Raw genomic sequence first — 13,533 nt, 5'->3', positions numbered from 1 at the left:
ATTAGCACTGGTGTAACGGTTGGTGTCCCAAGGATGCTGGACTGGCACACCACCTTGCGTGTGAAGCGTGTGGCTGTGTGTGAGCGCGTTTTGAGAGTTGAGAGCTGAGAGTTGAGAGTTCGCCGTCTTAACGGAGGGAACCCCTATGTCTGCTGGATCGCACGCGCCGTTGAACGAAGCCGGAACCGACGGGGGTGAGAGCGTCGAGGCACGGCTGGAGAAGCTTCGCGACTCCCGCATCGTGGTGACGGGAGGCGGGGGCCTGGTGGGGAGCCGGCTCACCGCCCTGCTGTGCAAGGTCGGTGCCGAGGTGACCGTCCTGGACCGGATGGACGCCTACCCCGAGAACGGGCACGCGATATTCGGGGTGGAGAAGACCGGGGCCAAGCTGGTCGTCGGGGACGTCTGCGACCGCGAGGCGGTCGCCGGGCTGCTCCGGGACGCCGATTACGTGGTCCACGCCGCCGCCTACGCGGATGTCGCCGCCTGCACCCGGGACCCCGACATCGCGTTCCGGGCCAATGTGCAGGGCACCCAGGTCGTCCTGGAGGAGCTGGCCCGGACGGGGGTGCGCCGGCTGGTGCTGGTCTCCTCCGCGTCGGTGTACGGCGACGGCCCCACCGACTCGCCCGGTCCGCACATGTTCCACGAGGACCAGGCGCTGTTCCCGCTGTCGGTGTACGCCAACGGCAAGTTGTGGGCGGAGCACCAGACCCGGCTGATGCTCGGGTCGGCGTCGGGGGCCGAGTACGCGATCGTGCGCTACTTCTCCGTCTACGGGGACCCGCAGATCCCGAAGCCGGGCAGCCACTCCTGGATGGTTCCCTGGCTGTCGCTCCAGGCCAAGCTCGGCCGGCCGATGCGCCTGAACGGCGGCGGTGTCCAGGTGCGCGACATGATCCACGTCCAGGACGTGGCCGAGGCGACCGCGCTGGCGCTCGTCGAGGAGGGGATGGCGGGTCGGACGGTGAACGTGGGGACCGGGCATCCGACGGCGGTCCGGGACGTCGCGGACCTGCTCATGCCCTACTTCCCGGACGCGGAGCGGATCGTCACCCCGCGACCCGAGGGCGACCCGCTCGGCGGCTACGCCTCCACCGAGCGGGCCCGGGAGCTGCTGCGCTGGCAGGCCCGGATCGGCGTCGCGGAGGGCGTCGACCGCTATGTGCGCTGGTTGGAGCGGACGCCCGAGGCGGTGCCGCGCTGGCTCGCCGAGGACCGCGCGTGACAGTCTGTGGCCCCGTGACGTCCGCCGTGGGGGCGGACGTCGGAGGAGGGGGTGCCGGCATGGGCTATGTCGGGTCGTACGTCTGGTCGCTGCGTCAGAAGGTGGGCGGCAGACGGCTGTTGGTGCCGGGTGCGCAGGTCCTACTGATCGACGCGGCGGGCCGGGGGCTGTTCCAGCAGCGGGCCGACAACGGCGTGTGGGAGCTTCCCGCGGGCGCCTGCGAGGAGGACGGGGGCTTCGCCGACGCCGCCGTCCGGGAGGTGGCGGAGGAGACCGGGCTGCGGGTCGACAAGGAGGACCTGGTCGCCTTCGGCTCGCTGTCCGACCCGGCCGTGCACACCGTGACGTACCCGAACGGGGACGTCAACCACTGCTTCGCGCTGTGCTTCGAGGCCCGGCGCTGGTCGGGGGAGCTCTCCCCGGGGGCCGACGAGGTGCGCCGGGCGGAGTTCCGGCCCCTCGACGATCCGCCGGCGCCGCTGCACCCGCCCACGCGGGTCGTACTGGAGATGTACCGCGAGTTCCGCACCGACGGGAGGTTTCGGGCAAGGTGAGCGAAGAGCAAGCGATCCGCGTCGCGGTGCCGTGTCGGGCGTGTCTGTCGGGGGAGGACCTGGACTGGCTGGGCGACGGCCGCTCGGTCAGCCTGGCCCTCGACCTGCCGACCACGGTGGAGGTCCTGCCGGACGGCCCGTCCGGCCCGTCCGGTGCGCCGGAGCGGACGGACGGCGACTGGCCGGAGCAGGTGTGGGCGTTCCTGGGCGAGCGGCTGCCCGGGGCGGCCGGCCCCCCGCCGGCCGTGCGCGTCGGCAGCGAGGCGCCCGCCGCCAGCGGGCTGTCCTCGTCCACGGCGCTGATCGTGGCGCTGTTCCGGGCGTTCGCGCAGGCGGTGGAGCAGGCGGGGCCGGACAGGACGCCGGACGCCGTACTCGTCCAGTGGGCGTACGAGTTCGAGTTCGCCCGCTTCAACGGCGGCGGCATGGACCACCTCGCCGTCGCCGAGGGCGGCGCCCTGCTGATCGACGGGCGCGAGCGCGGCCTGCCGGTGGTCAGGGAGCGGCTGGAGTTCCCGGAGGACTGGGGGGTGGTCGTGGTGGACTCCGGCACCCGGAAGAACACCGCCGACCACATCCGCACGGTGCGGGCGCAGCTCGCGGCGGGCGACCCCGACCTCGCCGCCTACCGGGCGGAGGCCGACCGCGCGTCGGGCGCCGCCTGGGCGGCGCTGCGCGGGCACGACCACGAGGCGCTGGGGGAGGCGATGAGCCGGGCGCACGCGGCGATGCGTGACTTCCAGGGGATGTCGACCCCGCTCCTGGAGGAGCTGCGGGAGCTGGCACTGCGGTCCGCCGCGCTGCCGCTCAAGCTCAGCGGTGCCGGCGGCGGCGGTTCGCTGGTCGGCGTCTGCCCGGCGGCCGACCTGCCCGGGGTGGCCGCGCGGCTCGCCGACGCGCTGCGCGGCCCCTTCCCCGGGGCACGCGTGATCCCCGCCCGGGCGGCTCCGGGGAGCCGGAGTGCCCGGGCGGGGGACCGGGTCGGCGTCAGCACCGGCTGACGCCGACCGCGGCCACGGTCACAGGAACGGGTCGTAGTCCTCTCCGGGGGGGACTGCGCCCGTTCCTTCCGCTATCCGCTCCAGCTCCAGGTTGGAGCGGTGCCGGGCGCAGTGGAAGCGGCAGTCCCGGCTCGGGTCGATGATGCCGCGGTCCGAGGTCTTCCAGATGTCGGGCAGGCTGTCGGTGACGGCGTCGCCGATCCGGGCCAGCGGGTTGCCCCGGTGGTAGGAGCAGATGTACACCCCGGACGGGGTGACCAGGGTGCGCAGCTCGGCGATCGAGCAGCGGTGGTAGTCCTTGGGCTGGACCGGCCCGGTGTGCCGGCGCAGCGAGGTGAGAGTCGAGGAGTTGATGAGCTGGAAGGTGTCGCTCTCCAGCCGGGCGGCCTCGGCGAGCTGGCTGTCGACCGAGTCGAGGAGGTCCTGGGAGACCTGGATGACGTGGTGCTCCTCGTCGAACATCGCCTTGGTCTCGAAGTAGTCGCAGCCGATGTCGTGGGCGAGTTCGGCGGCCTGCAGCACCTCCGTGTGGTTGCTGACGACCCGCCCGTCCGGCTCCTGGCGGGTCATGACGAGGAAGGAGTAGCCGAGGGCGCCGGTCTTCGCCTCGGCGAGCAGCCGCATGTTGGCGACCACCTTGTCGAAGACGCTGCGGCCCTTGCGGTCGGGGCGGAAGAGGCCGTACGTCTCCGAGGTGCCCGCGTCCATGGAGACGCGGACCCAGGAGGCGTAGGCGGCGAGTTCGTCGAGGTTCTTGTCGATCATGGTGCCGTTGGTGACGACCCCGATGGCCAGGCCGGCCTCGCCGAGGATGCGCAGGACCCGGCGGGTGCCCCGGTGGGCGAGCGGTTCGCCGCCCCCGATGAGGACCACGGCGCGGACGGACATGGAGACCAGTTCCTCCGCGAGCGCGGCGAGCCGCTCGGGGGTGAAGCGGCCCTGGTTGAGCAGCTTGCCGCTGATGCACTCGGGGCAGGCGAGATCGCAGAAGGTCGTCGGGTCGAGGTCGACGACGAGCGGAGCGTCCGAGGCGGCCCCTTCGGCCACTTGCAGGACGCGGGGCCAGCCTGATGGCTGGTACAGCTTGGAGACGAGGTCGAGACGGTCGTGCGTCACGGAGTCCTCCTGTGGACGTGAACGGGGTGCGACCGGGGGAGCCGGGTACGGGTGTGCGGGGTCAGCCCTTCACCGCGCCGGCGGCGAGGCCGGAGGCGATCCGGCGCTGGATGATCAGGAAGAAGACCACGACGGGCAGGGCGGTGAGTGTGGCACCCGCCATCAGTCCGCCGTAGTCGGTCCCTCGGCTGGTCGTGAAGGAGACCAGCCAGATGCTGACGGTCTGCTTCTCAGGAGTGGACAACAGGATGTAGACGAGGACGTATTCGTTCCAGGCCTGGACGAGCGCGAAGACCGAGGTGGCGACGATGCCGGGGGCGAGCAGTGGCAGGACCACCCGGCGGAACGCGCCCAGGCGGCCGCAGCCGTCGACCATGGCCGCCTCCTCCAGTTCCACGGGCACCCCGTCGATGAATCCGCGCAGCATCCACACCGTGAACGGCAGGGTGAACACCAGGTAGGTGAGGATCACCCCGCTGAGGCTGTCGGTCAGCCCGGCGTCGTTCAGCAGCAGGTACAGCGGGATGATCAGGGCCGTCAGCGGCACCATCTGGACGACGAGGATCACCACGACGAAGGCCTTGCGGCCCCTGAAGCGGAAGCGGGCGAGGGCGAACGCCGCGAGCGTGCCGATGACCAGCGACACCACGACGGTGCCCAGGCCGATGAGCACACTGGAGCGGACGTTGTCCCAGAAGGTCTCCGAACCCAGGGCCCGGGAGAAGTTGTCCCACGAGGGCCGGCCCGGCCAGAACCTCGGCGGCAGGCTGAGGATCTCGTTGGCGGGCCGGAACGCGGTGAGCACCATCCAGTAGATGGGGAAGCCGATCACCGCGGCGACCAGCAGCCCGAGGAGGTCGTGGCCGAGCGAGCGTTGCCGTCTCAATCGAGCTCCCCCGTCCTGAGCATCTGGCGCAGGTAGACGACCGATCCGGCGAGCAGCAGCACGACGGTCACGATCGCGATCGCGGCTCCGGTGCTGTACCGGTTCACCGCGAAGGACTCGATGAAGGAGTAGACGCCGAGCAGGTAGTACTCCCGCTCGGGCAGGCCGCCGCGCATCAGCCAGATCTGGTTGAAGACGCCGAAGTTCCAGATCGCGTTCAGCGTGGTGACCATGAGCAGGACCGGTCTGATCACCGGGACGGTGACGTGCCGGAAGACCTGCCACGGCCGGGCGCCGTCCAGGACCGCGGACTCCTCCAGTTCGTGCGGGACCTGCGCCAGCGCCGCCCGCAGGGTGATGGCGGCGAACGGCAGCGAGCCCCACACCACGACGGCGACGATGACGGAGAACCCCTGCCAGGGGTTGATGAACCAGTTGTGGTGGGTCATGTCGACCCCCGGCAGTTTGGTGAGCACCCAGTTGGTGACGCCGTAGTCGGTGTCGAAGAGCCAGCGGAAGATCGACGCCGCGACCATCGCGGGCATCGCCCACACGGTGACCAGCACTCCGGAGATGACGGCGCGCACCCAGGGGGAGACCCGGTGCATCAGCTGCGCCGTGAACAGCCCGAGGGCCACGGTGAGCACGACGGTCACCGCGGTGAAGAGCACCGTGCGGCCCACCACCGTCCAGAAGAAGCCGTCCCCGAGGATCTTGCTGAACTGGTCGAGCCCCGCCCACGGCGGCGAGTCGCCGCTGAAGAGCTGCTCACGGGTCATGTCCTGGAAGGAGAGCACGACCATGTCCACGAGCGGGTAGCCGAGGACCAGGACGAGCGCCAGGACGGTGGGGGCGATCAACAGGTACGGCAGCAGCGTGGGACGCCGCCGCCGGCCCCGGTCAGCGCTCATTGATCACTTCGTTGATCCGCTGGTCGGCCTCACGGGCGGCCTCCTCGACGGACTGCTTGCCGTTGGCGATGCGCTCCAGCATCTCCGGCAGGATGTTGGACTTCTCCACCGACGTCCAGCCGGGCGCGAACGGGGTCATCCAGCCCCCGGTCGCCGCGGCCTGGGCCGCCGGGCCGTTGATGCCGCCCGCCGCGACCTCGGCCAGCTGGCCGGTGTTGTTGGGCAGGGTGTTCACCTCGATCAGGGTCTTCTGCGACTCCCGGTCGGTGAACAGCTTGATCCAGTCGGCGGCCAGGTCCTTGCGGGTCGACTTGGCCGGCACCGCCAGGGTGGAGCCGCCGAGGAAGGGCGGCAGGAGGTTGCCGGACGGGCCGGGGAAGGGGAAGGTGCCGAACTTGTCCTTCAGCTTCGGGTCGCCGCCGGAGCGCTCGTCGGAGGCCATGTCGGACTCCCAGGTGTTGCCGTAGAAGACGCCCACGCGGCCCTGGCCGACGACGGCCGGCTGGTCGCTGTTGTCCTTGGCCCGGTCACCGACGTAGTACGTGTCGATCAGCCGCTTCCACTCGGTGAGCCCGGCCACGGACTTCGGCGAGGCCAGCGTGCTCTTCCACTTGTCGCCCTCCTTCACCGCGATCTCGCCGCCCGCGTCCTTCACGAAGGCCATGGCGGCGTACCAGTAGCGGCCGGGGAGGTAGAGCGCCGAGTAGTTGGGGTCCTGGGGGCTCAGGGTGGCCTTCAGCTTGTCCAGTGTGGAGAGCAGCTCGGGGTAGCTCTTCGGGGCGGCCGCGACACCGGCGGCGGCGAACTGGTCGGTGCGGTAGATGGCGATCCGGGCCCCGACGTAGTACGGCACGCAATAGGTCTTGCCGTCGGCACGGCAGGCGTCGGCGAGCGCCGGCAGCCAGGTGTCCGACTGGTCGAACTTCGCCGGGTCCACCGGGGCGAAGGCGTTGTTGACGATGTAGTTGGTGGTCTCGCTGTTGCCCATCTCGACCACGTCGGGAACGTTCTTCCCGGCGAGGACGGCATCCAGCTTCTGGTTCTTCGTCGTCCACTGCTGGTACTGGACGTCCACCGTGACCCCGGGGTGGTCCTTGGCGAAGCGCTCATTGGTGGACTGGACCAATTGCGGCCAACTCTCCTGGGCGTCCACGGCCAGCCACACCGTCAGTTTGCCGCCCGACTCGGAGCCACTGCCCGACCCGGAGCTACAGCCGGTGGCAGCGAGAGACAGGAGAAACGTGAGGACAAGGGGGCGATAGGACATGCGAATGGCCATGAGGTCTCCAAGTTCGCTATGGGGGTACCCATCTGATTACCCGTCTGATCGCCAAGAGTCCCAGAGGTCCAGACATTCGGCCGGAAGATGACGTTCAGTGTCCCGCATAGAGATCAACCCTTGACTCCTCCCGGGCGGTACCCGCAGGTTAGGCCTCTGCACCCACGTGATCCCGATACGAAGGGCTTGTTACGTGACCGAGCAGACGACTACCTCGACCGATGAGACTCCCGACGACTCCTCCCGCCCCGTCCGGGTCAACGCCTGGAACGGCTGGGACCCGCTGCGCCACGTGATCGTCGGCCGGGCCGAGGGCACCGTGGTCCAGGCACCCGAGCACGCGGTGCGCCGGGACTACCCCGAGGACGGCTTCCCCCTGGGCACCTACGGGCCGATGCCCGAGGACATGGTCGCCGAGGCCGAGGAGCAGCTCGACAACTTCTCCGAGATGCTGCGCCGCCGGGGCATCAGGGTGGACCGCCCCACCCCCCTCGACTTCAACCAGCAGGTCTCCACGCCCGACTGGACCCAGGACTCCATGTTCGGCTGCATGCCGCCCCGCGACCTGCTGCTGACCGTCGGCAACGAGGTCCTGGAAGCGACGATGTCCTACCGCAGCCGCTGGCACGAGTACCTCGCCTACCGGCCCCTGCTGCAGAACCTCTTCGACTCCGACGAGCGCATGCGCTGGGAGGCCGCGCCGAAGCCGCGGCTGACCGACGCCTCTTACAACACCAAGTTCTGGGACACCTACAACGACCTGCCGACCGAGGAGCAGCTCGCCCGGGTCCGCGACTACGACCTGGTGCTGACCGAGGCCGAACCGCTGTTCGACGCCGCCGACGTCGCCCGCTTCGGCAAGGACCTCTTCGTCCAGCTGTCCTTCGTCACCAACCGCAGCGGCTACCAGTGGCTCAAGCGCCACTTCCCCGACCACCGGGTGCACGCGGTCACCTCCACCAACACCCACCCGCTGCACATCGACGCGACCTGGGTGCCGCTGCGCCCGGGGCTCGTGCTGCACTGCGGCGAGCGGCTCGCGGACGCCGAGCTGATGGAGTTCTTCCGGCTCAACGACTGGGAGATCATCGAGGCGGTCCAGCCGGCGAGCTGGGACCACCCGCCGAAGCTCTCGTTCTGCAGCCCGTGGCTCGCCGGGAACATGCTGAACATCGACGAGAACACCCTGTGCATCGAGGAGAAGGAGGTCCGGCTGTCGGAGCAGCTGGCCTCCTACGGCTTCGAGATCGTCCCGGTGCCGTTCCGGGCGGTCGGCCCGTTCGGCGGCGGCCTGCACTGTGCGACCGTCGACATCGAGCGGGACGGCGATCTGCAGGACTACTTCCCGCGCCGGCACGGCCGTTACTGAGGCCGGCCCGGATGCCGTCCGTGCCGACGCCGGAGGTCCGCGCCGTCGTCTTCGACTTCTACGGGACGCTGGCGCGGATGGTCGAGCCGCTGCCGCCCGACCACCGCGCGATCTTCGACCGCCGGGGCCTGTCCGCCCAGGGCGCCCGCTGGGGCGACCAGTGGGCGGTGGGCCCCGGTGAGGGAGAGGAGCACGCGGCCCACTCCGCCACGGAAACCGACTACCACCGCTGGGAGTTGGACCGGCTCCGGCGCAGGGCCCTCGACTGCGGGGTGCCCGGGCACGAGCTGGAGGGCCTGGTCGAGGAGATCGACCGGGCCATGAAGGCCGTCCGGCTGGAGCTCTTCGAGGACGCTCGCGCCGTCCTCGGGGAGCTCCGCGCCCGGGGGCTGCTGGTCGGCATCTGCTCCAACTGGTTCTGGAACCTGGAGGACTGCCTGGCGGAGGTCGGCCTCGACGGCCTGGCCGACGTCGTGGTGGGCTCCGCCCGGGCGGGCGCGCGCAAGCCGCACCCGCTGATCTACCGGACGCTGCTGGAGAAGTGCGGACTGCCGCCCCGGCAGGTGCTGTTCGTCGGGGACATGTGGGCGCCGGACGTGCTCGGCCCGCTCACGGCCGGGATGCCGTCCGTCCACCTGTGCCGGCCGGACCCGGCGGTGGTCGGGTCCGAGCCGCCCCTGCCGGAGGGGGCGGCCCGGATCCGCGGGCTGGAGGAGCTGCTCAGCCTCGTGGCGAGCGGTGCCGCAGCCGGTCCAGGAGGTTGCGGGTGACCCGGTCGACGCCGGCGTCCTGGTCGTTCCCGCAGACCACCGGCCAGTCGGTGGTGCCCGCCGAGAACACGGTGCCGCCGGCGGTGTAGAGGCCCATGGTCGCGGCCCGGGGGCTGGTGATGCCCGGCTCCCGGGCCGGGCCGTTCCAGTGGTCCCACTTGAAGTCGTGGAAGTCCTCGTGGACCGGGTGGAGGACGTGGATGCCCAGGATCAGGAAGGAGGCGGGAGTGCCGTCCTCGCCGGTGGCGCGCGCGACGCCGTGCTCGTCGCGGTCGTAGGCGGCGCCGTCGCACTCGTACCCGATGAGCGCGGTGCCCTCGCCCAGCCGGTCGGGCTCACCGCCGTCAGAGCCGTCGCGCAGACCGGTGCCGGCGAAGACCCAGTGGTCGGCGTGCTGCACCGTGTACCCCTCGCGCGGACGGTTCCCGGGCCATTGCGCGCTCGCCCACATACCGCCGTTGCGGAAGCTCACCCCGGTGAGCGAGTTCTCCGGACGGCCCACGCCGTCGGGCTGCGCCGGCCACCACTGGTCGGTCGCGGGAAGGTGCGGGTATTCGTCCCCGACGTGGTGGTCGGTGTCCGACACGAAGGCGGTGTTCCGGTCGGTCGGGTGAATGCGCCACCAGCAGGTGTTGGCACTGAGGAAGGCGATGTTCCCGCCGCCCCGGACGAATTGCTCGGCATGGCCGCGCATGGCCTCGCTCCAGTATTCGTCATGGCCGACGCTGAGCAGTAGATCGTACGAGGACAATAGTTCCCGGTCCTCGTGCAGATCGAGGTCCGTGCAGAATTCGACGGGGTAGTCGTTGCGCTCCAGCCAGCCGATGAAAGGGGCGTCCCAGTAGGCCAGGTCGATGATTCCGCCGGGCCGGTGCAGGCTCAGCCGGTGCCCGCGGGGCTCGCCGTCCGGCAGGTACACGGGGTGGTCGTAGAGGCTGGCGCCGCGTTCCTCGCCCGGGCGGTCGGCGCGGTTGTAGGCGTGCCGGGTGAAGGTGGACTTCTTGTAGAGGATGCGGGAGCGGCTGCCGGGCCGCCGGGGCCGGACGACGAAGAACTCGCGGGCCGGGCCCTCCAGGCTCGCGGCGTCCAGGAGCGGCGGGTCGTCGCCGTCCTCGACGAACTGGACGACGTGCATGCCGGGGGTCCAGTGCTCCGGCACGGGCAGGGTGAGCGGCGGCCAGTCCCAGCCCCGGGCGGGCGAGACCCGGCCGGGGACGCCGTCGGGGTGCGGGGGCGGCAGGTGGAGCGAGCCGGGGTGCGGGCCGGTCTCGGCCACCAGGTCCAGGCCCCCGCCCAGCCGGTAGAACCTCAGCCGGAACCGGGCGGCGTCCGTGGAGACGTGCACGGCCAGCTCCTCCCCGGAGGTGACGCTTTCCCTGCCGAGATATCCCTCTATCATTCCGCCTCCCAGCAGAGCGAACGGCCGGCGAATAGGTGTCCGGCGGCTTCGGCCCGCCATCGTAGGGTGTTCCGCGAATTGCGGGCAACGATGTTGTGGAACCGGTCATTCAGCACCGCCTTTCGGACAGCGAAGCGGACCGGGAGAGTCCTCTACCGCCGGGCCGGGTAGTCGGAATTCAGCGGGACCCGACCGGCCACCGCGAATCCTTCACCTCCGGTCGAGAGCGAGGCTTTGGCATGAGCAATGAATTTCGAGTGAGAGAACTCGTCCTGGGAATCGAGGGCCTGGCGCTGCTGCGGCACGCCCTGGACGGGGACGAGAAGTTCCTCAAGGAGCGCGTCGAGGACATCCGGCGCTTCGTCGCGGGCGACGCGGAGCTGCCGGGAGGGGACAGCGACGTCAGCGAACTCGGCCTGGCCGAGGGCTACGCCTCCTGGTCGGCGGTGTACGACTCGCTGCCCAACTCGTACATCGAGGTCGAGGAGCCGGTGCTGCACGGGATAGTCGACACCCTTCCCGCGGGGACCGCCCTGGACGCCGCCTGCGGCACCGGGCGCCAGACCGGCGCGCTGGTCGCCCGGGGGCACCGCACCATCGGCGTGGACCAGTCGCCGGAGATGCTGGCCAAGGCCCGTGAGCGCGCTCCGCAGGCGGAGTTCCGGACCGGGCGCCTGGAGAGCCTGCCGCTGGAGGACGACTCGGTCGACCTCGCCGTCTGCTCGCTGGCCATGACCCATCTGCCGGACCTGAAGGCCGGCGTGGCCGAGCTGGCCCGGGTGGTCCGGCCCGGCGGGCGGATCATCGTCTCCGACCTGCACCCGTTCGTCATCGCCCTCCAGGGGCAGTGCGTCTTCGTGCACGATTCCGAGCAGCTGGCGTTCATCCGCAACCATGTGCACCTGCCCGGGCGCTACCTGGAGGCGTTCACCGCGGCCGGGCTCCGCGTCCGGGCCTGCCACGAGCCGCTCTTCAACGGCCGCCTGGCGCCCGGCGGTTACGAGGAGTTCATCGCGGACGCGGCCCGCGCGGCCTGGGACGGGCTGCCGATCGTCATCGTCTGGGACGTCGAAGTCCCCGCCTAGGCCCACGAGAAGAAGGAGGAGCTGCCCGATGGCCCTGGTCGTGGTGACCCACGCGGAGAAGCCCGAACTGTGGGACCGCATGCCGGAACGGTTCGCCGGCATCGTGCCCGAGTACAACCTGCACGGAGACGTCAACGACGGCTACTGGGACCGGCTGTTCGCGGACTTCCCGGAGTACCAGTTCGTCCTGTACGACGACGAGCGCGAGCTGGTGGCGGGCGCCGGGCGCTCGCTGCCGCGCACCTGGGACGGCACGGTCGCCGACCTCGGTCCCGGCCTGGACGACTCCATCGCCCGGGCGTTCGCGGACCGCGACGCCGGCCGGACCCCCGGGGCGCTGTGCGCGCTGGGCATCGAGGTCGCGGAGGACTACCAGCGCCGCGGCTTCTCCAGCGTGCTCCTGGACGGGATGCGCCAGGTGGCCCGGCGGGCCGGCCTGGCGACGGTGCTGGTGCCCGTCCGGCCCACCTGGAAGGACAAGTACCCGCTGGTGCCGATCGAGCGGTACGCGACCTGGCGGCGCGCCGACGGCGCTCCGTTCGACCCGTGGATCCGCACCCAGGTGGGCGCCGGCGGCGCGGTCGCCGGCGCCTCCGAGCGCTCCTCGCGGATCACCGGCACGGTGGCCGAGTGGGAGGCCTGGACCGGGCTCGCCTACCCGGAGGACGGCGACTACGTCTTCCCGGACGGCCTCTCCACCCTGCGGATCGAGCGCGAGCGGGACCTCGGCTCGTACTGGGAGCCCGCGGTGTGGATCACCCACCCGGTGCCCCCGGAGGTCACGCCGTAGGCCACTTCTCCCCGGCCCTGACGGCGGTCCAGGCGAAGGCCGACATCAGCCGCACCTCGTCCGGCCCGGCCTCCGGCCGGCGCTCGGGCGGCAGGCCGGCGGGACCGGCGGTGGAGACCGCCGAGTCCCGCAGCCGGGCGAGCGCGGCCGGCGGGACGTCGCCGGGGCCGTCGCCCAGCCGGCGGGCGGCCTCGGCCGCCTGCCGGCCGAGCAGCAGGCAGTGGATCCACAGCTCCTCGGCGAAGCTCCGGCCGAACAGCGCGGCCACCTCCGCCGCCAGGTCGGCGGGCATGCCCTCGGCGACCGCCTCGTCCACCGCGCGCTCGGTGAGACCGGTCTCCGGCAGGGCGTCGCGCCAGCGGTGATGGCCGCGTCCGCCGTCCGGGCCCTTCTCCTGGCCGACGAGCCGGATGTAGCCCTCGCCGTACCGCATGTACGGGATCCACCCCGGCTCCTCCAGGACGCGGCCGCGCGCCAGCAGCGGCCCGGCGTCGAAGGCGTCCGTGGGGCAGACGGCGAGCCGAATCCCCTGTGTGGCATGGCCGTTGATGCTGCTGGTGCCGATGTGCTCGACCACGTTGGGCACGGCGATCAGGCCCATCCGGCCGCGGGCGCGGAAGAAGACGGAGAACAGTTCGTCGTCGTGGCGCTCGGCGCTGCCGTTGGCGAACCGGCGGAACTCCTCCGCAGTGCCGAGCGGCAGGCAGACGGCGAGGGAGGGCGTGAACTCGTCGGGCACGGCCCGCACCCAGGCGGCGCCGGCGAGCGCGGCGAGCCGGGAGGCGGCGCCGTTGCGCGCGTGCCAGTTGGTGTAGTAGACGAGGGCCTCGTCGGGGAACCGGGCGGCCGCGCGGGTGACCAGCGCCACCAGGTCGTCCGGTCCGGTCACGTCGTCCTGGACGACGAGGTGGTGGCTCGCCCCGGCGTCCGCCGCCGCCCAGGCGACCAGTGCCGTCCGCAGCGCCGAGGGCGGACCGTCCGGATCGGGGTCGAGCGCCAGGCCGTCCAGCCCGAGCCGGTCGGCCAGCTCCCGGGCCTGGACCAGGCGCACCGGGTGGGTCATGACCGCCGAACTCACGCGCACCATCGTCACCTTGGCTCTCCCTCGCTTCTGGGGTCTCGCGACATGGTGTCAGGAGCCGCCC

General features: G+C 71.4%; 13 protein-coding genes. 7 read left to right on the top strand and 6 right to left on the bottom strand.

The annotated features are described in order from the left end of the window. Nucleotides 1-169 precede the first annotated feature (169 nt). Genes ACFU74_RS09705 through ACFU74_RS09695 form a run of 3 tightly spaced genes read left to right on the top strand, consistent with a single transcriptional unit; the run spans nucleotide 170 to nucleotide 2,783 of the window. On the top strand, nucleotides 170-1,228 hold the full coding sequence (locus ACFU74_RS09705) for an NAD-dependent epimerase/dehydratase family protein (RefSeq protein ID WP_380754388.1): 1,059 nt from the start codon (nucleotides 170-172) through the stop codon (nucleotides 1,226-1,228). Nucleotides 1,229-1,287: 59 nt separating this feature from the next. Next, the gene (locus tag ACFU74_RS09700; RefSeq protein WP_380754385.1) at nucleotides 1,288-1,782 is read left to right on the top strand and encodes an NUDIX domain-containing protein; all 495 of its coding nucleotides are present in this window, start codon (nucleotides 1,288-1,290) and stop codon (nucleotides 1,780-1,782) included. Further along, entirely contained in the window at nucleotides 1,779-2,783 is a 1,005-nt protein-coding gene (locus tag ACFU74_RS09695) for a galactokinase (RefSeq protein ID WP_380754382.1), read from the top strand. Before ACFU74_RS09700 ends, ACFU74_RS09695 begins: the two co-directional genes overlap by 4 nt. Nucleotides 2,784-2,801: 18 nt before the next feature. On the opposite strand, the gene ACFU74_RS09690 is transcribed toward ACFU74_RS09695, so the two are convergent. From ACFU74_RS09690 to ACFU74_RS09675, 4 genes are all read right to left on the bottom strand, one after another. Next, nucleotides 2,802-3,899, bottom strand: coding sequence for a radical SAM protein (locus ACFU74_RS09690; protein WP_380754379.1), 1,098 nt, complete (start codon nucleotides 3,897-3,899; stop codon nucleotides 2,802-2,804). 61 nt (nucleotides 3,900-3,960) lie between these two features. Next, the gene (locus ACFU74_RS09685) at nucleotides 3,961-4,785 is read right to left on the bottom strand and encodes a carbohydrate ABC transporter permease (RefSeq protein ID WP_380754376.1); all 825 of its coding nucleotides are present in this window, start codon (nucleotides 4,783-4,785) and stop codon (nucleotides 3,961-3,963) included. After that, on the bottom strand, nucleotides 4,782-5,696 hold the full coding sequence (locus ACFU74_RS09680; protein WP_380754373.1) for a carbohydrate ABC transporter permease: 915 nt from the start codon (nucleotides 5,694-5,696) through the stop codon (nucleotides 4,782-4,784). The genes ACFU74_RS09685 and ACFU74_RS09680 overlap by 4 nt, the downstream gene beginning before the upstream one ends. Next, nucleotides 5,686-6,849: an extracellular solute-binding protein gene (locus ACFU74_RS09675; protein WP_380754370.1), complete on the bottom strand. Its 1,164-nt coding sequence runs from the start codon at nucleotides 6,847-6,849 to the stop codon at nucleotides 5,686-5,688. The genes ACFU74_RS09680 and ACFU74_RS09675 overlap by 11 nt, the downstream gene beginning before the upstream one ends. A gap of 319 nt (nucleotides 6,850-7,168) precedes the next feature. On the opposite strand from ACFU74_RS09675, the gene ACFU74_RS09670 reads away from it, so the two are divergent. Beyond that, nucleotides 7,169-8,344 carry a serine/threonine protein kinase gene (locus ACFU74_RS09670; protein ID WP_380754367.1) on the top strand — a complete coding sequence of 392 codons (1,176 nt, stop codon included), beginning with the start codon at nucleotides 7,169-7,171 and terminating at the stop codon, nucleotides 8,342-8,344. An 11-nt stretch (nucleotides 8,345-8,355) separates the two neighbouring features. After that, nucleotides 8,356-9,114, top strand: a complete 759-nt coding sequence (locus tag ACFU74_RS09665) for an HAD family hydrolase (protein ID WP_380754364.1) — start codon at nucleotides 8,356-8,358, stop codon at nucleotides 9,112-9,114. Here ACFU74_RS09665 and ACFU74_RS09660 read toward each other — a convergent pair. Then, nucleotides 9,065-10,513 (bottom strand): N,N-dimethylformamidase beta subunit family domain-containing protein, encoded by a 1,449-nt coding sequence (locus ACFU74_RS09660; protein WP_380754361.1) that lies wholly within the window; start codon nucleotides 10,511-10,513, stop codon nucleotides 9,065-9,067. The two genes, ACFU74_RS09665 and ACFU74_RS09660, sit on opposite strands and share 50 nt — an antisense overlap. A 257-nt stretch (nucleotides 10,514-10,770) precedes the next feature. On the opposite strand from ACFU74_RS09660, the gene ACFU74_RS09655 reads away from it, so the two are divergent. Both ACFU74_RS09655 and ACFU74_RS09650 read left to right on the top strand, forming a co-directional pair. Then, on the top strand, nucleotides 10,771-11,598 hold the full coding sequence (locus ACFU74_RS09655; protein ID WP_380754358.1) for a class I SAM-dependent methyltransferase: 828 nt from the start codon (nucleotides 10,771-10,773) through the stop codon (nucleotides 11,596-11,598). Between the two features lie 28 nt (nucleotides 11,599-11,626). After that, nucleotides 11,627-12,388 (top strand): N-acetyltransferase, encoded by a 762-nt coding sequence (locus tag ACFU74_RS09650; RefSeq protein ID WP_380754355.1) that lies wholly within the window; start codon nucleotides 11,627-11,629, stop codon nucleotides 12,386-12,388. On the opposite strand, the gene ACFU74_RS09645 is transcribed toward ACFU74_RS09650, so the two are convergent. Beyond that, nucleotides 12,378-13,475: a hypothetical protein gene (locus ACFU74_RS09645; protein ID WP_380754427.1), complete on the bottom strand. Its 1,098-nt coding sequence runs from the start codon at nucleotides 13,473-13,475 to the stop codon at nucleotides 12,378-12,380. The two genes, ACFU74_RS09650 and ACFU74_RS09645, sit on opposite strands and share 11 nt — an antisense overlap. Nucleotides 13,476-13,533 lie beyond the last annotated feature (58 nt).

It is taken from the genome of Kitasatospora sp. NPDC057500 (assembly GCF_042802195.1).
GTDB lineage: Bacteria > Actinomycetota > Actinomycetes > Streptomycetales > Streptomycetaceae > Kitasatospora.
Note: the sequence above shows the minus strand (reverse complement) of the source record. Positions and strands in the feature narration are given on the sequence as shown.